The organism is Buchananella sp. 103232 (assembly GCF_058725725.1).
In genome coordinates this window covers 106,750-124,433 of record NZ_JBZXJM010000033.1, presented here as the reverse complement: position 1 = coordinate 124,433, position 17,684 = coordinate 106,750, and the positions used below count along the sequence as shown (strand labels likewise).

The 17,684-nt window shown below is 70.4% G+C and carries 13 protein-coding genes and 1 tRNA gene; 11 read left to right on the top strand and 3 right to left on the bottom strand.

From position 1 onward, the window contains the following. Positions 1–209: 209 nt before the first annotated feature. The 4 genes from AC4PWQ_RS05670 to AC4PWQ_RS05655 all read left to right on the top strand — a co-directional run bounded on the left by AC4PWQ_RS05670 (position 210) and on the right by AC4PWQ_RS05655 (position 5,593). Positions 210–2,600, top strand: coding sequence for an MMPL family transporter (locus AC4PWQ_RS05670; RefSeq protein ID WP_492090037.1), 2,391 nt, complete (start codon positions 210–212; stop codon positions 2,598–2,600). A 4-nt stretch (positions 2,601–2,604) separates the two neighbouring features. Continuing rightward, positions 2,605–3,033 (top strand): pyrimidine dimer DNA glycosylase/endonuclease V, encoded by a 429-nt coding sequence (locus AC4PWQ_RS05665; protein ID WP_371176699.1) that lies wholly within the window; start codon positions 2,605–2,607, stop codon positions 3,031–3,033. After that, positions 3,030–4,004 (top strand): epimerase, encoded by a 975-nt coding sequence (locus tag AC4PWQ_RS05660; RefSeq protein ID WP_492090036.1) that lies wholly within the window; start codon positions 3,030–3,032, stop codon positions 4,002–4,004. The genes AC4PWQ_RS05665 and AC4PWQ_RS05660 overlap by 4 nt, the downstream gene beginning before the upstream one ends. Positions 4,005–4,186: 182 nt before the next feature. Then, the gene (locus AC4PWQ_RS05655; protein WP_492090035.1) at positions 4,187–5,593 is read left to right on the top strand and encodes an MBL fold metallo-hydrolase RNA specificity domain-containing protein; all 1,407 of its coding nucleotides are present in this window, start codon (positions 4,187–4,189) and stop codon (positions 5,591–5,593) included. A gap of 84 nt (positions 5,594–5,677) precedes the next feature. Here AC4PWQ_RS05655 and AC4PWQ_RS05650 read toward each other — a convergent pair whose 3' ends face one another. Continuing rightward, positions 5,678–7,057, bottom strand: coding sequence for an MFS transporter (locus AC4PWQ_RS05650; protein ID WP_492090034.1), 1,380 nt, complete (start codon positions 7,055–7,057; stop codon positions 5,678–5,680). A 227-nt stretch (positions 7,058–7,284) separates the two neighbouring features. Here AC4PWQ_RS05650 and AC4PWQ_RS05645 point away from each other — a divergent pair. Further along, positions 7,285–7,355, top strand: a tRNA-Gly gene (locus AC4PWQ_RS05645). A gap of 1,134 nt (positions 7,356–8,489) precedes the next feature. On the opposite strand, the gene rpmF is transcribed toward AC4PWQ_RS05645, so the two are convergent. Then, positions 8,490–8,657, bottom strand: coding sequence for a 50S ribosomal protein L32 (gene rpmF, locus AC4PWQ_RS05640; RefSeq protein ID WP_371152477.1), 168 nt, complete (start codon positions 8,655–8,657; stop codon positions 8,490–8,492). Positions 8,658–8,913: 256 nt separating this feature from the next. Here rpmF and AC4PWQ_RS05635 point away from each other — a divergent pair, with 256 nt between their 5' ends. The 4 genes from AC4PWQ_RS05635 (at position 8,914) to AC4PWQ_RS05620 (ending at position 12,229) form a co-directional block, all read left to right on the top strand. Next, complete coding sequence (locus AC4PWQ_RS05635) at positions 8,914–9,579, top strand: IMPACT family protein (protein ID WP_492090033.1); 666 nt, start codon at positions 8,914–8,916, stop codon at positions 9,577–9,579. A gap of 214 nt (positions 9,580–9,793) precedes the next feature. After that, positions 9,794–10,723, top strand: coding sequence for a cysteine synthase A (gene cysK / locus AC4PWQ_RS05630; protein WP_492090032.1), 930 nt, complete (start codon positions 9,794–9,796; stop codon positions 10,721–10,723). Between the two features lie 190 nt (positions 10,724–10,913). After that, entirely contained in the window at positions 10,914–11,504 is a 591-nt protein-coding gene (gene cysE / locus AC4PWQ_RS05625; protein WP_371152480.1) for a serine O-acetyltransferase, read from the top strand. Positions 11,505–11,710: 206 nt separating this feature from the next. After that, positions 11,711–12,229 (top strand): GNAT family N-acetyltransferase, encoded by a 519-nt coding sequence (locus AC4PWQ_RS05620; protein WP_371152481.1) that lies wholly within the window; start codon positions 11,711–11,713, stop codon positions 12,227–12,229. A 109-nt stretch (positions 12,230–12,338) separates the two neighbouring features. On the opposite strand, the gene AC4PWQ_RS05615 is transcribed toward AC4PWQ_RS05620, so the two are convergent. Beyond that, positions 12,339–12,782, bottom strand: a complete 444-nt coding sequence (locus AC4PWQ_RS05615; RefSeq protein WP_371152482.1) for a ribose-5-phosphate isomerase — start codon at positions 12,780–12,782, stop codon at positions 12,339–12,341. An 85-nt stretch (positions 12,783–12,867) separates the two neighbouring features. On the opposite strand from AC4PWQ_RS05615, the gene AC4PWQ_RS05610 reads away from it, so the two are divergent. Both AC4PWQ_RS05610 and pepN read left to right on the top strand, forming a co-directional pair. Next, positions 12,868–14,880 (top strand): M13 family metallopeptidase, encoded by a 2,013-nt coding sequence (locus tag AC4PWQ_RS05610; RefSeq protein WP_371152483.1) that lies wholly within the window; start codon positions 12,868–12,870, stop codon positions 14,878–14,880. Between the two features lie 197 nt (positions 14,881–15,077). Next, a complete protein-coding gene (gene pepN / locus AC4PWQ_RS05605; RefSeq protein ID WP_492090031.1) occupies positions 15,078–17,651 on the top strand; it encodes an aminopeptidase N in 2,574 nt (857 codons plus the stop codon). The last annotated feature ends 33 nt before the right edge of the window (positions 17,652–17,684 follow it).

Sequence of the window (17,684 nt, the reverse complement as noted above, 5' to 3'; positions counted from 1 at the left end):
AGCCCGCGGGCGTGCCCCGGCTTGACTCAGCTTGACCCGGCTTGCCCCCGCGCCGCCTGGGCAACAGGCGGCTTGACGACAGTTCGCCCCAAGCCGTCGCATCCGATTGTTGCGAAGCTGACACGCTGCCAGAATGTTGCCAGTTAGCGAGTGCCGGCCCGGCCACCTAGCCGCGCCCTGGTCTCGCCCGATTGAAACGGAACGCAGGCATGAGCTCTCCCCGGTCCTCGTCCAGCTCCCCCTCCACCGCGCCCGCCAGGCGCCCAGACCCACGCAGGACGCCAGCTGGTGGGGGCGGCCGGGAGGCAGCGTCGTCCACCAGGAGCAAGAGCACCGGCCGCGCCATCGTCTCGGTAGTGCTGCTGCTGGCGTGGCTGGCGGTCGCCGCGATCGGCGGCCCCTACTTCGGGCGCGTGGGGGAGGTGGCGTCCAACAGCCTGGCGGCGTTCCTACCGTCGTCGGCGGAGGCCACGCAGGTGCAAGAGCGCCTGGGCGAATTCCGCAGCTCCAACGACATCCCGGCCATCGTCGTCTTCACCACCGACTCCCCCATCTACAAGCAGACCCAGGGCCAGCTGATGGAGCTGCTGGGTAAGGCCGCGCAGGTGGAGGGAGTGAGCGACGCCTACTCCCCCGCGCTCGTCTCAGAGGACACCCTGGCGGCGCAGGCCTTCATGGCCATCGAGGAGGGCGCGGACATCAACGACTCCGTCACCGCCCTGCTCTCCACGCTGCGCCAGGATGCCCCAGACGGCTTCACCGTCTACGTCACCGGCCCGGCCGGCTTCACCTCAGACCTGGTCACCGCGTTCGGCGGCATCGACGGGCTGCTGCTGATCGTGGCCCTGGTGGCGGTGCTGGTGATCCTGGTGCTGGTCTACCGCTCCTTCCTGCTGCCCATCGCCGTGCTGGCCACCAGCCTGTTCGCGCTGTGCGCCGCGCTGCTGACCGTGTGGTGGCTGGCCAAGTGGGAGGTGCTGCTGCTCAACGGCCAGACGCAGGGAATCTTGTTCATCCTGGTCATCGGCGCGGCCACCGACTACTCGCTGCTCTACGTCTCGCGCTACCGCGAGGAGCTGCGGGTGACCCGCGACAAGTGGCAGGCCACGCGCGCCGCCTGGAAGGGATCCGTGGAGCCGATCCTGGCCTCCGGTTCCACGGTCATCGCCGGCCTGATGTGCCTGCTGCTGAGCGACCTGAAGTCCAACGCAGCGCTGGGGCCGGTGGCCTCCATCGGTATCGCCTTCGCCATGCTGGCGGCCCTGACCATGCTGCCCGCGGCCCTCTACCTGCTGGGCAGGGTGGCGTTCTGGCCCAGCGCCCCGCGCTTCGAACCGGAGGTGGTGGCCGCCGAGGGCGGCATGCCCACCGGCGGCCTGTGGACCCGCCTGGCCCGCTGGGTGCAGCGCCGCCCGCGCACCATCTGGGTGGTCACCACCGTGGTGCTACTGATCGGCGCGCTGGGCGTGCCTCAGCTGAAGGTGGGCGGCGTGCCGCAGTCCGAGCTAGTGCTGGGCACCTCCCAGGCCCGCGACGGCCAGGTGGCGCTGGGCAAGCACTTCCCCGGCGGCTCCGGCAGCCCGGCCCAGGTCATCGTGCCGCAGGCAGAGCTGGAGACCGCCGTGCTGATCCTGGAGTCCTTCTCCGGCATCGAGGGAATCTCCGTGGTCAGCGCCGACTCCCCGGCCGGGGCCGCCCCGATCACCTCCGAGGGCATCGTGCCGCTGGGCCCGCCCGGCACCCCGCCGGCCACCCCCACGGTCGCGGGCGGGGACGTGCTGTTGCAGGCCACGCTCACCGACGCCCCGGACTCCGACGCGGCGGCGGCCACCATCGACGACCTACGCACCACGCTGCACCGCGAGGTCCCCGGCGCGCTGGTGGGCGGCGTGACCGCTACCGCCGTGGACACCACGGCCGCCTCCATCCACGACCGCAACCTGATCCTGCCAGTGGTGCTGTTCGTGATCTGGGTGATCCTGATCCTGCTGCTGCGCTCGGTGCTGGCCCCGATCGTCCTGATCGCCACCACCGCCCTGTCCTTCGCCACCGCGATGGGCATCTCCGCGTGGATCTTCAACTACCTGCTGGACTTCCCGGGCGCGGACGCCTCCGTGCCGCTGTTCGGCTTCGTGTTCCTGGTGGCGCTGGGCATCGACTACAACATCTTCCTGATGGCCCGCGTGCGCGAGGAAACCCTGCAGCACGGCACCCGCGCCGGCATCACGCGCGGCCTGGCCATCACCGGCGGGGTCATCACCTCCGCCGGTCTGGTGCTGGCGGCCACGTTTGCCGCCCTGTTCGTCATCCCGATCCTGTTCCTGGCGCAGTTGGCTTTCATCGTGGCCTTCGGCGTGCTGCTGGACACCTTCGTGGTGCGCACCTTGCTGGTGCCGGCCCTCGGCCTGGACATCGGGCCGCGCATCTGGTGGCCATCTAAGTTGATGCACGACGCTGCCGCGCCCACGCCCCCCTGCTCCCGTCGGCGCCAGCGCGCGCCTGGCCGGGTCGGAGGCCGGCGACCCGGCCGGTGGGGCGGCGGGCGGCTCCAAGAGGGCGACGGGCGGAGCGTCGTCCAAGCGGCAGAGCTCCGGGGGTAAGTAGATGCGGCTGTGGTCCCTGCACCCCGCCCATCTGGATCGGGCCGGGCTGGTGGCCGGGTGGCGCGAGGCGCTGCTGGCGCAGGCGGTGCTGGCCGGCAAGACGAAGGGCTACCAGCACCACCCGCAGCTGGAGCGCTTCCGCCGGGCGGAGGCGCCGCTGGAGGCGATGGGGGCGTTCCTGAGCGCCCTGCACGCGGAGGCCAGCGCGCGCGGCTACCGCTTCGACGCCTCCAAGATCATCCACCCGGGCGCGCGGGTGGCACCGATCCCGGTGACCAGGGGGCAGCTGGACTACGAGTGGGCCCACCTGGGCGCCAAGCTGGCCCAGCGCTCCCCCGCAGACCGCGAGCGCTGGGAGGCTGCTAGCCCGAGCGCCCATCCGCTCTTTAGCGTCATCGAGGGAGGCCCAGAGCCGTGGGAGCGAACGTGAGCAAGAGGATCGTGGTGGCCGGGGCCTCCGGGCTGATCGGCGGCGAGCTGGTGGCCGCCCTGCGCGGGCGCGGCGACGCCGTGACCTGCCTGGTGCGGCGCGAGCCGCGCGGACCGTTCGAGGCCAGGTGGGAGCCTTCTAGGGGCGTGCTGGATGCGGGGGTGCTGGCCGGCGCGGACGCGGTGGTGGTGCTCAACGGCGCCAGCATCGCCCGCCTGCCGTGGACCGCCAAGTACCGGCGCGAGCTGGTGGCCTCCCGGCTGGCCCCTGTGCGCACCGTGGTGCGGGCACTCGCCGAGCTGCCGGGCGGTACGGCGGCCAGTACGGCGGACGGTGCGAGCGGCTCGGGCGGTGCGGCGGACGGCTCGGGCGGTACGGCGGGCGGTGCGGGCCAGCCGCTGCTGGTGAGCGCGTCCGCGGTCGGCTTCTACGGCAGCCAGCCGGGGGCGGAGCTGACGGAGTCTGGCGCGCCCGGGGCTACCTTCCTGGCCGGGCTGTGCCAGCGCTGGGAGGCCCAGGCGCTCGCCGCCGCCCCGGGCACCGACGTGGCACTGCTGCGCACCGCGCCCGTGGTGCACCGCGAGTCCTTCCTGCGCCCGCTCATCGCCATCACCCGGCTGGGGTTGGCCGGCCCGCTGGCCGGCGGGCGCCAGGTGTGGCCGTGGATCTCCCTGGCCGACGAGGTCGGCGCGATCCTGCACGTGATCGACCACCGCCTGACCGGCCCGGTGAACCTGTGCGGCCCCACCCCGGCCACGGCGAACGACGTTGGCCGCGCAGTCGCCCGGCTGCTGCGCCGCCCCTTCTGGCTGCCGGCCCCGGCGTTCGGCTTGCGCATGGCGCTGGGGCGGGAGGCTGCCGACGCCCTGCTGCTGGCGGACGCGAACGTGCGGCCGCGAGCCCTGCTGGACTCCGGCTTCGCGTTCACCCACCCCACGGTGAGCGAGGCGATCCAGGCGGCCCTGGAGTAGGGCGGCCGCAGGCAATACCGGCAGCCCTGGAGTAGCGAGGCGCGCCGCCCCTGCGGCGTTGGCGCAACGAATGGACCAAGCACCACGAAAATCCCGGCGGCAGCCCCGCCCCTGCGGCGTTGGCGCAACGCCGGGCCACCAAAGCCACCCCACGCCGCAGTGACCCAGGGCACACTTGTGTCATGGGAGCCACCACGTTGACGTTCATCGGGGCCGCCGGCACGGTCACGGGATCCAAGCACCTGCTGACCGTGGACGCGGGGACTGACAAGCCACGCCAGATCCTCATCGACTGCGGCATGTATCAGGGCGAGAAGAACCTGCGCCTGCGCAACTGGGCGGAGTTCCCCTTCTCCCCCGAGGCAATCACGGACGTGCTGCTCACCCACGCCCACATGGACCACACGGGCATGCTGCCGCGCCTGGTGCGCCAGGGCTTTACCGGGCGGATCTGGGGCACGCCGGCCACGCTGGAGCTGACCGCGATCGTGCTGCGGGACGCCTCCTACATCCAGGAGCGCGACGCGGAGCTGGCGCGCACGCGCGGCTACTCCAAGCACGCCCGCCCCCAGCCGCTCTACGACTCCCAGGACGTGGCCCGCACCCTGCCGCTGCTTAAGCCGGTCGACTTCGATACACCGCTGGACCTGGGCCGGGGAATGACCGCGCGGTGGATTCCCGCCGGGCACATCCTGGGCTCGGCCTCCATCCACGTCACCACGCCCTCCGGGACCGTCCTGTTTTCCGGGGACCTGGGCCGGCCCACCCACCCGGTGCTCAGGCCCCGGCAGATCCCGCCGGGCGCTGACGTGGTCCTGATCGAATCGACCTACGGGGACCGCGAGCATTTCGAGAGCGAGGACCCACCCCACGAGCGCCTGGCCGACGCGATCCGGCGCACCATCCAGCGCGGCGGCACCGTGTTGATCCCGGCGTTCGCGGTGGACCGCACCGAGGTGGTGCTGCGCACCCTGGCGGACCTGCAAAACGAGGGCCGTATCCCGGCGGTGCCGGTGTTCGTGGACTCCCCCATGGCCCTGGCCTCGCTGCGCGTCTACCAGGATTCGGCCTACGCCGACGAGCTGTGCGCGGAGGCGCGCGGGCTGCGCCTGCCGGAGCTGGACCTGCGCGAGGTGCGCACCCCGGAGGAGTCCGAGCGTCTCAACCGCCCGGACAAGCCCTGCATCGTCATCTCGGCCTCCGGGATGGCCACGGGCGGGCGCGTGCTGCACCACCTGGAGCACATGCTGCCCGACGAGCGCAACTGCGTGGTCCTGACCGGCTACCAGGCGGTGGGCACGCGCGGGTGGGCGCTGGCGGAGGGGGCGCGGCAGCTGAAGATGCACGGCGCCTACGTCGCCGTGCTGGCCGAGGTGGTGCGCGATGAGGAGTTCTCCGTGCACGCCGACGGCTCCGAGCTGGTGGACTGGGTAGCCGCCCTGCAGCCGCCGCCCCAGCAGGTCTTTTGCGTCCACGGCGAGCAGGAGTCCGCCACCGCCCTGGCCGACCGGCTGGGCAGCGAACTAGGCCGGGTGGCCGTGGTACCAAAGCGCGGGGAGACCATTAGGGTCCGACGCTCCCGCCGCTAGCCCCCAGCCACGCACCGCCCTTCTTGCCGGCCCCGCACGCAGCGGCCGGGTGGTGAGGGGCGCGGGCGCGGCAGCGTCGGCCAACTAGTCGGTCAAAACCGGCCGGAAGGAGCGGATGCGCGGGTGGAAGACCACCAGGGCGAGCGAGGCGGCCAGTACCACCGCGCCGACGATCAGCGGCAGCGGGCGCCACAGGCCGTACAGGGAGGTGGACAGCGCCGGGGAGATCACGAAGGTAAGCCCGTTGGTGGCGCTCACCAGGCCGGCCAGGCCGCCCTGCTCGTCGCGGCGCACCAGCATCGTCGGGCCGGAACTGTAGCCGGGCATCGCGATGCCCATGCCGAAACCCATCAGCACAGAGCTGACCACCAGGCCGGTCAGGCCCCAGTCGGGCAGGTAGCTCACCATGCCCACCAGGGCGATGCTCAATCCGTTGCGCAGCAGCTGCGGCGGGGTCCAGCCGGAGCGCGGCACCACCACCATCTGCGCCGCCACGATCCCCAGGCCGGCCGCCAGCAGGACGCCGCCGGTGTACATGGAGGCGACGTCGCCGGCCACGTGCAGGCGGTCTTGCACAATGAAGCCCGAGATGAGCTGGATGAAGCCCAGGCCCGTGAACATGCCGAAACCGGCGGCCAGGAAGGGGAAGACGCGCTCGTCGCGCCACGAGACCCGCTTGGGCGTGGCCACCAGCTCGTGGCGAGGCTCTGGGCGCAGCACGAATTGGGTGAGCAGGAAGCCCACCACCAGCATCACCGGCAGGGCGAACAGCGGGGCACGCAGGCCCATCGTGCCCGCCAGCACGCCACCGATCAGCGCGCCAACCACCATCGAGCTGCCCTGCACCGCGCCCAGGCCGGCCAGGCCCTTCACGCGCTCCGGGCCCGGACTGGTGACGTCCACGATGTAGGCCTGCGCCGTGGGCACCAGGGCGGACAGGAATGCCCCGAAGCCCACGCCGCGCAGCGCCAAGAAGAGGATGAATAGGGTGGTCACGCCCACCGCGCCGGCCATGCCCGCGTTGGCCGCGAGCGCGAAGCCGGTGGAGGCGAAGAACGCGCCGACCACCGCCAAGCGCAGCACCACGCGCCGGCCCCACGCCTGCGAGCGGCGGCCCCAGAACTGCGCCGTGGTGACCACCATGAGGGCGGCGGCTGAGATCGTCAGGCCGATCTGCCACTCCTGCAGGTCCACGGCCCGGGCGAGCGGGGCCACCACGGGACCCAGGATGGACTGACCGACCATCGCCAGCATCACGACGGCCAGGACCACTGACACCTGGTTCGCTGCCGCCGGGGGCTGAGTGACGGGGGTGGGGCCCGGGGTGGCCGGCGCAGGGGTGGTGCGGGTCGAGGCGGTGGCGGTGCCGGTCGAGGCGGGGGCGGTGCCGGTCGAGGCGGTGGCCGCGTCGGCCTGGGCGCGAGGGATGCGGGTGGGCTCGACGGGCGCGGGGTTGTCAGTCACGTCGCTAATTTACAGGCGGCTTCTGCTCATCTCGCGCGGGTGTGAGCGGGATAAAAGGGAATGCGGCGCGGGCAGCCCGGGGCGTCAGAATCCGGGCAACGGGTGGGGGACGGCTGGCGCGGGGGCGGTGGGCTGCGCGCCCCGGGCCGTTGGGTGGTTGCGCGGCGCTTGCTTTGGCCGTGTGGTTGGGGTGGGGCTATACTGGCGCGGCAGCCTAACGGCGGCACGCGGGTGTAGCTCAATGGTAGAGCCTCTGCCTTCCAAGCAGATTGCGCGGGTTCGATTCCCGTCACCCGCTCGAAGTGAGCATTGAGCGTCGAGCTTGCTCGAATGCTCAAGGCGAACGAGGAGGGTATGAGAGCAGCAAAGCTGCGGCTCATACCCGCTCTTAGGGAGGATCCCACCGGGAACACCGGTGGGATCCTCGCTTATGTGCGGGTCGGGCAATCGAGTGGGCCCACGCTGACGCACAGCGTCAGTGGGGATCCCGTCACCCGCTCGAAGTGAGCATTGAGCGTCGAGCTTGCTCGAATGCTCAAGGCGAACGAGGAGGGTATGAGAGCAGCAAAGCTGCGGCTCATACCCGCTCTTAGGGAGGATCCCACCGGGAACACCGGTGGGATCCTCGCTTATGTGCGGGTCGGGCAATCGAGTGGGCCCACGCTGACGCACAGCGTCAGTGGGGATCCCGTCACCCGCTCGAAGTGAGCATTGAGCGTCGAGCTTGCTCGAATGCTCAAGGCGAACAAGGAGGGTATGAGAGCAGCAAAGCTGCGGCTCATACCCGCTCTTAGGGAGGATCCCACCGGGAACACCGGTGGGATCCTCGCTTATGTGCGGGTCGGGCAATCGAGTGGGCCTCCACGTGGGCCTTGGGCGGCACCGAGCGTACAAGCGCGAGCTCGGGGTACATCCGACCGACCGGGGGCACGCCCCCAAGCGGTCGCATGTACCCCGTTGTCACATTTGCGAGCGTGGGGGCGGTGGGGGCGTCGGGGTCCGGGCGCGCACTGCGCCGCCGGGCCACTGCGCACACCCGGCCACGGCGTGCACACCCCAGCTGCTGTCGGGCTCACCTTGGCCGGGCCAGGTCGGGGCCGGCGCGGTGCCCCCGACCGTACAAAAGTGCGCTCGGGGTACATCCGACCGACCGGGGGCACGCCCCCAAGCGGTCGCATGTACCCCACACTCGCATTTGCGAGACCTGGGGCCCCCGGGCAGAACTCCCGCGCGCATCACCCCAACACCCGCCACGAGGCGGCACCGAGCGTACAAGCGCGAGCTCGGGGTACATCCGACCGACCGGGGGCACGCCCCCAAGCGGTCGCATGTACCCCGTTGTCACATTTGCGAGACCTGGGGCCACCTCACGGCAACAAAAGGCCGGGCCGCCCCTCTTGGGACGGCCCGGCCTGGTTTACCCTGCGTTAAGTCAGTCGACAGAGATCAGACCAGCCTGGTACGCCTTGTGCAGGCGACGCGGGATACGCACCTCGCGGCCCTGGACGCGAACGGCGTCGAGCGTGGTGAGCTCGGCCTTCCACTGGGACCGACGAGAGCGGGTGTTGCTACGGGACATCTTGCGCTTCGGAACTGCCATGAGCCCTGCCGCTCCTTCCGTGTTCGGGGGACTTCTTAAGCCACTGCCCAGGTTGGGCTAGGGGGCGAGTCGCACCCTGCGCGGCAAACCAGAGCATTTTATCAGGCGCAGCCCTCGTGGCGAGCGCGCCTGGCGTGGTTTGCCCCACGCTTTGGACCTTCGGGGACGACGTTCCGCCGCCGCCCCACTCGCCGCCACCGGTGCGAGCACTGCCGGACTCTACGTGCCCATCTCGCACTGTGGGAGGATTGCGCTCGTGACCTTGCCGACCTCTCCCGCCGCCTGCGCGACGCGACTGACGCCCGCGCCCGGCTGCCTGGTGTCTGCGGAGATTGAGGAGAAGCGTTCACGTTTCATCACGGCGCTGGCTTACGTCTCGGATGAGTCTGCCGCCCGCTCGCTGGTCGCCGCTGCCCGGAGCATCTACCCGGATGCGCGCCACCACTGCAGCGCGTTCATCCTGCCGGGACAGGGCGCGGTGAGTATCGAGCGCTCCTCGGACGACGGCGAGCCCGCCGGCACCGCCGGCATCCCCATGTTGGACACGTTGCGGGGCGCGGGCCTGACGAACGTGGCGGCGGTGGTGACCCGCTACTTTGGCGGCACCCTGCTGGGTCGGGGCGGTTTGGTGCGCGCCTACGCGGAGGCGGTAGAGGCCGCGCTTGCCCAGACCCCGGTGGTGACCTGGGGGCAGCTCCGCCGGGCGAGCCTGGCCGTGCCGCACGCGGTGGCCGGCCGCCTCGAGGCCGACCTGCGGGCGCGCGGCATCGAGGTGACGGGCACCGAGTACGGCGCACAGGCCACGCTGCACGTGGCGGTCGCCCCGGAGCGGGCGAGCTTCTTCACCGACCTAGTCGCCTCCCTCAGCGCCGGCGAGCTCTCCCCCACCTGGGGCGAGACCGACTGGGTGCGCCTGGACTAGCCCCTCCCCTCCAGCACCGCACCGCCGCCCATCACCGCGCGCGCTCCCACCGACACCCAACCCCCAGCGCCGCACCGCTGCCCATCACCGCGCGCGCTCCCATCTCCTTCCACCGCCGCGCGCCCCAGCTCACACACCCGATAGTTGAACCCTGAACTACTTTGCCCTACAGTAGTTCACGCTTGAATCATCCGTTATGGAAGTTAGGACAGTCGTGGCTATCGTCGAGAACATCACCGACCTGGTTGGCTCCACCCCCCTGGTTCGCCTGAACCGCCTGGCCCCGCAGGGGGTGACCGTGCTGGTGAAGCTGGAGTCGCGCAACCCGGCCTTCTCCGTCAAGGATCGCATCGCCAAGGGCATCGTGGAGGCGGCGGAGGCCAGCGGCGAGCTGCAGCCGGGCGGCACGATCGTGGAGGCCACCTCCGGCAACACGGGCGTCGCCCTGGCGATGATCGGTGCGGCGCGCGGCTACAAGGTGGTCCTGGCCATGCCGAAGTCGATGTCGATCGAGCGCCGCGCCCTGGCCCGCGCCTACGGCGCGGAGCTGCTGCTGACCGACCCGGCCCAGGGCATGTCCGGCGCCGTGGCGGCCATTGACGCCTACGCGGAGAAGCACCCGGGCGTGGTCAAGGCCCGCCAGTTCGCCAACCCGGCGAACCTGGCCACCCACCGCGCCACGACCGCTGAGGAGATCTGGGCTGACACGAACGGTGAGGTGGACGTGTTCGTGGCGGGCGTGGGCACGGGCGGCACGCTCTCGGGCGTGGGCCAGGTGCTGCGCGAGCGCAAGCCGCAGGCGCAGGTGGTGGCGGTGGAGCCCACCGATTCGCCGCTGCTGTCCACCGGCAAGGCCGGCCCGCACAAGATCCAGGGCATCGGGGCGAACTTCGTGCCGGAGGTGCTGGACCGCGAGGTCTACACCGAGGTTTTGCAGGTGACCAACGAGGACGCGTTTGCCACCTCGCGCGCGCTTGCCGCCCAGGAGGGCATCTTGGTGGGCATCTCCGCCGGCGCGAACGTGTGGGCCGCGCTGCAGGTGGCCGCTCGCCCGGAGAGCCAGGGCAAGACCATCGTGACCGTGCTGCCCGACACCGGCGAGCGCTACGTGTCCACCCCGTTGTGGTCGGAGCTGGTGGACTAAGGCCGCCACGCGGCTGGGCCGAGCTGGCTGGGGGCGGTGGGCGGCAACGTCGTCCAACCGCCCCCGCCCCGCCGGCGCGGCGATCGTTTTCAGGCGGGCGGGAATAGACCACCTGCTTTCGTCGTTAACTACCTGGGCGCACCGAGCGCCCACCGACCAAGCACCCCACCCCGGGCCGAGAGGATTCGCCATGCACAACTCCAAGGTCTCCCTGCGCACGCTCATGCGCGAGGACCTGGACGCAGCCGTGGGCGCCGACCCGGCGGCCCGCTCGCGCTTCGAGGTGGCGCTGCTTTACCCGGGCGTGCACGCGATCTGGGCGCACCGGCTGGCGCACCGCTGGTGGCACGGCAGGTGGGGCAAGTTCTGGGCGTTGGCGTTGTCGCAGATCGCCCGCCGGTTCACGGGCGTGGAGATTCACCCGGGGGCGTCGCTGGGGCGGCGCATGTTCATCGACCACGGCATGGGCGTGGTGATCGGGGAGACCGCCGAGGTGGGCGAGGATGTGGTGATCTTCCACGGCGTGACCCTGGGCGGGGTGTCCATGAATAAGGGCAAGCGCCACCCCACCATCGGCAACCGGGTGGTGATCGGGGCGGGGGCGAAGATCCTGGGTCCGATCACCGTGGGCGACGACGCCCGCGTGGGCGCCAACGCGATCGTGGTCAAGCCGGTGCCGTCGGCGCATTCGGCGGTGGGCGTGCCGGCCCGCAACATTCCGCTGGACAACCGGCAGCGGGCGGATTCGCCCCAGCACCTGGACCCGGCGCTTTACATCTAGCCGCCCGGCCGGGCGGTGGCGGGTGGACGACGTTGCCGCCGCGCTAGTTTTCACACCACGGCCACCGGAGGGCCGGCCGGGTGGACGACGCTGCCGCCGCACCGCGCCGCACCGCACCGCCCCGCACCGGGGCCGCCGCACCCTCCGCTCCCCCGTTTTCGGCCCGGCAGGCACCGCCAGCAACGTGACCCATGCAACAATTGGGCATGGGCACGTTAACGATGAGCATCGGCGCCGAACATCTGGCCGAGCTGAAGGATCCCGCCAACGGCAAGGAGTTCAAGCTGCGCCGGCTGGGTAAGTCGGACGTGGAGGAGCTTGCCCAGCTCTACCTGGATTCCTACGACCCGGGCGTGGCGGTGGATTCGCTCACCGAGGCCCGCGAGGAGATGGAGATGGCGTTCCAGGGGGCGTTCGGGCAGGTCATCACGGGGGCCACGCTGGGCGCGGAGGTGGACGGCACCCTGGTGGGCGCTATCCAGACCGTCTCTGACCCGCCGTGGGACGACATCCCGCCGGGCCCGTTCATCATCGAGCTGTTCGTGCACCCGGAGTTTAGGGGACGCGGCGTGGCCACCGCCCTGCTGGGCGCGGCTGCGGCGCACTGCCACAACCAGGGGCTGAAGGACATCAGCCTGCGGGTGTCCATGAAGAGCGCGGCCCCGGCGGTGCGGCTCTACGAGTGGCTCGGTTTCCAGGTGGTGGCCCCGGAGGAGGGCGACTAGAGAACGCTCAGGGGCGGCCCCGGGTCAGGCGGGCGCGGAGAGGTAGCTGTGCCCCGGGGTGAAGCAGGGGTGGGTGCGGGAATCGAGATTCCCGCACCCACCCCGCGCCCTACTTCTCCAGCTCGGTGAGCAGGGCGATGCGGCGGGAGTGGCGCTCGTCGCCACTGAAGGGCTCGGACACAAAGGCGTCCACGATGGCCAGCACCTCTTCGCGGTTGTGCTGGCGGGCACCGATGCCGACCACGTTGGCGTCGTTGTGCTGGCGGGCCAGCAGGGCGGTGGCCACGTTCCAGGCCAGTGCGGCGCGCACGCCGGCCACCTTGTTGGCGGCGATCTGCTCTCCGTTTCCGGAGCCACCCAGCACGATGCCCAGGCTGCCGGGGTCCGCCACGACTGCCCGGCCGGCGTCGGCGCAGAACGGCGGGTAGTCGTCCAGGGCGTCGTACTCGTGGGCGCCGTGGTCAACCACCTCGTGGCCCTGCGCGCGCAGGTGCTCGCTCACGAATTCCTTGGCCTCGAATCCGGCGTGGTCCGCCGCAATGTGAATACGCATGGCCACTATGGTGCCATCTCCCGGGAGTGATTTGCGTTCCCGGGTTGTTCGGCGCCTGCCCGTGGGCGGCCCTAGACTGCCTGGCATGAGCGAACTGATTGCCGGAGTGCTGGACCCGGCCCGTATGGATGAGGCGGTCCGGCCGCAAGATGACCTTTTCCGTTACGTCCACGGCACGTGGCTGCGCGAGCACCAGATTCCCGCCGACCGCGGCAGGGACGGCGTGTTCTTGGCGCTGCGGGACCAGTCTGAGGAGGAGGTGCGTGAGATCGTAGAGGGGTGCGCCGCCCTGGTCGAGTCCGGGCAGGCCGATCCTACTCAGGCTCGCGTGGGCCGCCTGTACGCCTCGTTCATGGACGAGGAGAAGGTGGAGCAGGTTGGCGGTAAGGCGCTGGCCGCTGACCTGGACCTGCTGTGCGCCGCGCGCAGCCACTCTGACCTGGCGCGCGCTCTTGGTGCGCTGCACCGCACTGGCGCCGCTAGCGTGGCCTACCTGGCCGCCGAGGCCGCTTTTGACCGCCCCACTCACTACACGCTGTTCGTGGGCCAGGGCGGTATCGGCCTGCCGGATGAGGCGTACTACCGCGAGGAGAAGCACGCCGAGACGCTGGCCGCCTACCGCGAGCACGTGGCCCGCCAGCTGCGCAACTGCGGCCTGGCTGAGAGCGACGAGGACGCGCAGCGCCGCGCCAACCGGGTGGTGGACTTCGAGGTGGAGCTGGCCAAGGGGCACCGTGACGCGGTGAAGTCCCGCGAGGCCGAGCTGATGAACAACCCGATGACCTTCGAGCAGCTGGCGGAGCTGGGGGCGGGCTTCGACTGGGCCGCCTACTACCGGGCCTTCGCGGACGGCAAGGACGCGCCGGATCTGATCGTGGCTGAGCCGGAGTTCTTCTCTCACCTGGGCAAGGTGTGGCAGGAGGCGAAGCTGAGCCTGCTGCTGGACTACGCCACCTGGCACGTGGTGCGGGCGCGTTCCCCGTTCCTGAGCGCTAAGTTCGTGGATGAGAACTTCGACTTCTACGGCAGGAAGCTGACGGGCACGGAGGAGCTGCGGGAGCGCTGGAAGCGCGGCGTGGCCCTGGTGGAGGACTCGATCGGTGAGGACGTTGGTCAGGTTTACGTGGCCAAGCACTTCCCGCCGCACTACAAGGCCGCCATGCAGGAGCTGGTGGCCAACCTGATCGAGGCCTACCGGGAGTCCATCACCTCCCTGGAGTGGATGGGTGAGGAGACGCGCGCCAAGGCGCTGCAGAAGCTGGACGCGTTCGTGCCGAAGATCGGTTACCCGGACAAGTGGCGGGACTATTCGGGCCTGGAGTTCGGCTCCGCCCTGCTGCCGAACGTGCGCGCGGCTGCAGCTTTCGAGACGGACTACATGCTGGCCAAGCCCGGCACCCCGATCGACAAGACGGAGTGGCTGATGACCCCGCAGACGGTCAACGCCTACTACCACCCGCTGCGCAACGAGATCGTGTTCCCGGCCGCGATCCTGCGCCCGCCGTTCTTTGCCCCGGACGCTGACGACGCGGTTAACTACGGTGCCATTGGCGCGGTGATCGGTCACGAGATCGGGCACGGTTTTGACGACCAGGGTTCCAAGTTCGCTGGCGACGGTTCGCTGAGCGACTGGTGGACCGCCGCAGACCGCGAGGCCTTCGAGGAGCGCACGCGCGCGCTGATCGCCCAGTACGACGCTTTCGTGCCGGCGCAGCTGGTGGAGGAGTACGGGGACACCCACCACGTCAACGGCGCCCTGACGATCGGTGAGAACATCGGCGATCTGGGTGGTGCCACGATCGCGCTGAAGGCCTACCGGCTGGCGCTGCGCAAGGCGGGCATCGACGGCCTGGAGAACGCCCCGGTGGTGGATGGTTTCACCGGCACGCAGCGTTTCTTCCTGTCCTACGCCCGCGTGTGGGGCTCTAAGTCTCGCGACGAGGCGATCATCCAGCAGGTCGCTACCGACCCGCACTCCCCGGAGGAGTTCCGCGCCAACGGGATCGTGGCGAACATCGGCGAGTTCGCTGAGGCCTTCGGGGTGCAGCCGGGCGACGGCCTGTGGCGCGATCCGCAGGAGCGCGTGAGCATCTGGTGAGCGCCTAGGGGCTTGGAGTCGAGCCGGTGGTGGGGGCTCGGTCTGCGGTAGCGGGCCGGGCCCCCACCACCTTCATTTTCGAAACACTAATTCTTGTATTACCTGGGACACACTTGCGCTAATTTGGGCGGTATCGCGCGGTTCCTGGCAGAATCGGGACGTTATGACGGCCGCGAAGCCGATAGAGGAGTTTGGAAATGCCCGGAGAGAACCTGACCCAGGTCGAGGCTGCCGCGCGCGCGGCACTGGTGAGTGACTGTTCCTACCGCGTGGAGCTGGACCTGTCCAGGCCCGGGGAGACCTTCTTTTCCCGCACCATTGTTTCTTTTGCGGCGCAGGAGGGGGCCAGCACCTTCGTTGACTTGATTTCCCCGCACGTCTATTTCATCTCCCTGAACGGCGCGGTGGTGGACAACTCCGCGCACCGGGACTCGCGCATCGAGCTGGAGGGCTTGGCGGAGTTCAACGAGCTGGTGGTGGAGGCCGAGTGCGCCTACTCCCACACCGGCGAGGGCCTGCACCGTTTTGTGGACCCGGCCGACGGCCAGGCGTACGTCTACTCCCAGTTCGAGGTGGCGGACTCCCGCCGCGTGTTTGCGGTCTTTGAGCAGCCGGACCTGAAGGCCACCTACCAGTTCACGGTGATTTCCCCGCTGGGGTGGACCGTGTTCTCCAACGCCCACACCCCCACCGCCGTGGAGTCGCGTGGCCGGGGCGGGGACGCGCTGCGCTGGGAGTTTGCCCCCACGGCCAAGATGTCCAGCTACATCACGGTGATCGTGGGCGGCCCGTTCGCGGGCGCCACGGGCAGCCTGACCAGCGCTGACGGCCGGGAGATCCCGTTGGGCGTGTGGGCGCGCGCCTCGCTGCGCGAGCACCTGGACGCCGAGGAGATCATGGACATCACCCGCGCCGGTTTCGCCTTCTTCGAGCGGGAGTTCGACTTCCCCTACCCGTTCGACAAGTACGACCAGATCTTTGTGCCGGAGTTCAACGCGGGCGCGATGGAGAACGCCGGCTGCGTGACGTTCCGCGACGAGTACGTGTTCCGGTCGGTGCCCACCGGGGCGCAGGTGGAGCGCCGCGCGGTGACGATCCTGCACGAGCTGGCCCACATGTGGTTTGGCGACCTGGTGACGATGAAGTGGTGGAACGACCTGTGGTTGAACGAGTCCTTCGCGGAGTTCGCCTCCACGCTGGCCACCGCTGAGGCGACGCGCTGGGATGAGGCATGGACCACGTTCGCGATGGCTGAGAAGGCGTGGGCCTACAGCCAGGACCAGCTGTCCTCCACGCACCCGATCGTGGCGCAGATGAACGACTTGGAGGACGTGGAGGTCAACTTCGACGGCATCACCTACGCCAAGGGCGCCTCGGTGCTGCGCCAGCTGGTTGCCTACGTGGGCCGCGAGGAGTTCATGGCGGGCGTGCGCGCCTACTTCAAGAAGCACCAGTGGGGCAACACGGTGCTGACGGACCTGCTGACGGAGTTGGAGGCGACCAGCGGCCGCGACCTGACCGAGTGGAGCAAGGTGTGGCTGGAGGAGTCCGGTATCACGCTGCTGCGCCCGGAGATCGAGGTGGACGACGCTGGCCTGGTTACCTCCGCGATCATCCGGCAGGAGAGCTTCTCCCCCGGTTCAACGCTCCGTCCGCACCGCCTGGTTGTGGGCGGGTACGACGTTGCCGACGGCGAGTTGAAGCGCACTAGCCGCATCGAGTTGGACGTGACGGGCGAGGTGACCGAGGTGGGCGAGCTGGTGGGCAAGGCCCGCCCGGCGCTGGTCTTGGTCAACGACGAGGACCTGGCCTACGCCAAGGTGCGCCTGGACCCGGCCAGCCTGGAGGTGGCCCGCAAGCACGTGGCGAGCCTGAGTGACTCGATGGCGCGCGCGCTGATCCTGGCGGGTGCGTGGGACATGACGCGCGACGGCGAGTGGAGCGCCCGGGACTTCCTGGACCTGAGCCTGGCGGCGCTGGGCACGGAGACGCACTCCTCGGTGTTGGCGATGCTGTTGCGTTGCGTGCGCACGGCGCTGGAGAGCTACGTGCACCCCTCCCACCGCGCGGAGGTGGAGGTCGAGGTGGGCGAGCGCCTGCTGCGCCTGGCCCGCACGGCCCCGGCCGGTTCGGACGCCCAGCTGCAGTTCGTCTCAGCGGCGGCCCGCCACGTGGCCTCCCCGGAGCAGGCTGCGGCGATCCGCGCCCTGCTGGATGGCACCGAGACCCTGAACGGCCTGGTGCTGGACGTGGACCGCAAGTGGGGGCTGCTGATTGGTTTGGCGGCGGCCGGCGCGGCCACCGAGCAGGAGATCGCGGCCTTCGAGGCGGAGGACCAAACGGTGACGGGACGCGAGAGCGCTGCGGAAGCGCGCGCGGCCTTCCCGACTGCGGCCGCCAAGGACGCCACCTTCGCGGCGCTGGCCGACGACGTCTCGCTGCCCAACGGCATGATCTTCCGCCTGATCTACGGCTACCAGCGCAGCCGCGACCGCGCCCTGCTGCTGCCGGGCGCGCAGCAGTACTTCGGGCGCCTGCTGTCCTGGTGGGAGGAGCGTGGCGGCCAGGTGGCTCAGACGCTGATCCCGGCCCTCTACCCCTCTGCCCTGGTGGGCCTGGAGGAGGAGCTGGGCTTCGACGCGGTGGCCCAGGGCGAGGCGTGGCTGGAGGCCAACCCGCAGGCGCCGGCTGCGCTGCGCCGCCTGGTCTCCGAGGGGCTGGACGTGGCCAAGCGCGCCCGCAAGGCCCAGCAGGCTGACCTGACCCGATAGGGCCGTGCCCCGGCCGGTTCGGGGGCCGACGGC

Excerpts from the sequence above, each read along its gene's own strand:
- AC4PWQ_RS05655 (WP_492090035.1), top strand. The coding sequence starts at position 4,187 with ATGGGAGCCACCACGTTGACGTTCATCGGGGCCGCCGGCACGGTCACG.
- rpmF (WP_371152477.1), bottom strand. The coding sequence starts at position 8,657 with ATGGCAGTTCCGAAGCGCAAGATGTCCCGTAGCAACACCCGCTCTCGT.
- cysE (WP_371152480.1), top strand. The coding sequence starts at position 10,914 with ATGCACAACTCCAAGGTCTCCCTGCGCACGCTCATGCGCGAGGACCTG.
- AC4PWQ_RS05665 (WP_371176699.1), top strand. The coding sequence starts at position 2,605 with ATGCGGCTGTGGTCCCTGCACCCCGCCCATCTGGATCGGGCCGGGCTG.
- AC4PWQ_RS05615 (WP_371152482.1), bottom strand. The coding sequence starts at position 12,782 with ATGCGTATTCACATTGCGGCGGACCACGCCGGATTCGAGGCCAAGGAA.
- AC4PWQ_RS05670 (WP_492090037.1), top strand. The coding sequence starts at position 210 with ATGAGCTCTCCCCGGTCCTCGTCCAGCTCCCCCTCCACCGCGCCCGCC.
- pepN (WP_492090031.1), top strand. The coding sequence starts at position 15,078 with ATGCCCGGAGAGAACCTGACCCAGGTCGAGGCTGCCGCGCGCGCGGCA.
- AC4PWQ_RS05610 (WP_371152483.1), top strand. The coding sequence starts at position 12,868 with ATGAGCGAACTGATTGCCGGAGTGCTGGACCCGGCCCGTATGGATGAG.
- AC4PWQ_RS05620 (WP_371152481.1), top strand. The coding sequence starts at position 11,711 with ATGGGCACGTTAACGATGAGCATCGGCGCCGAACATCTGGCCGAGCTG.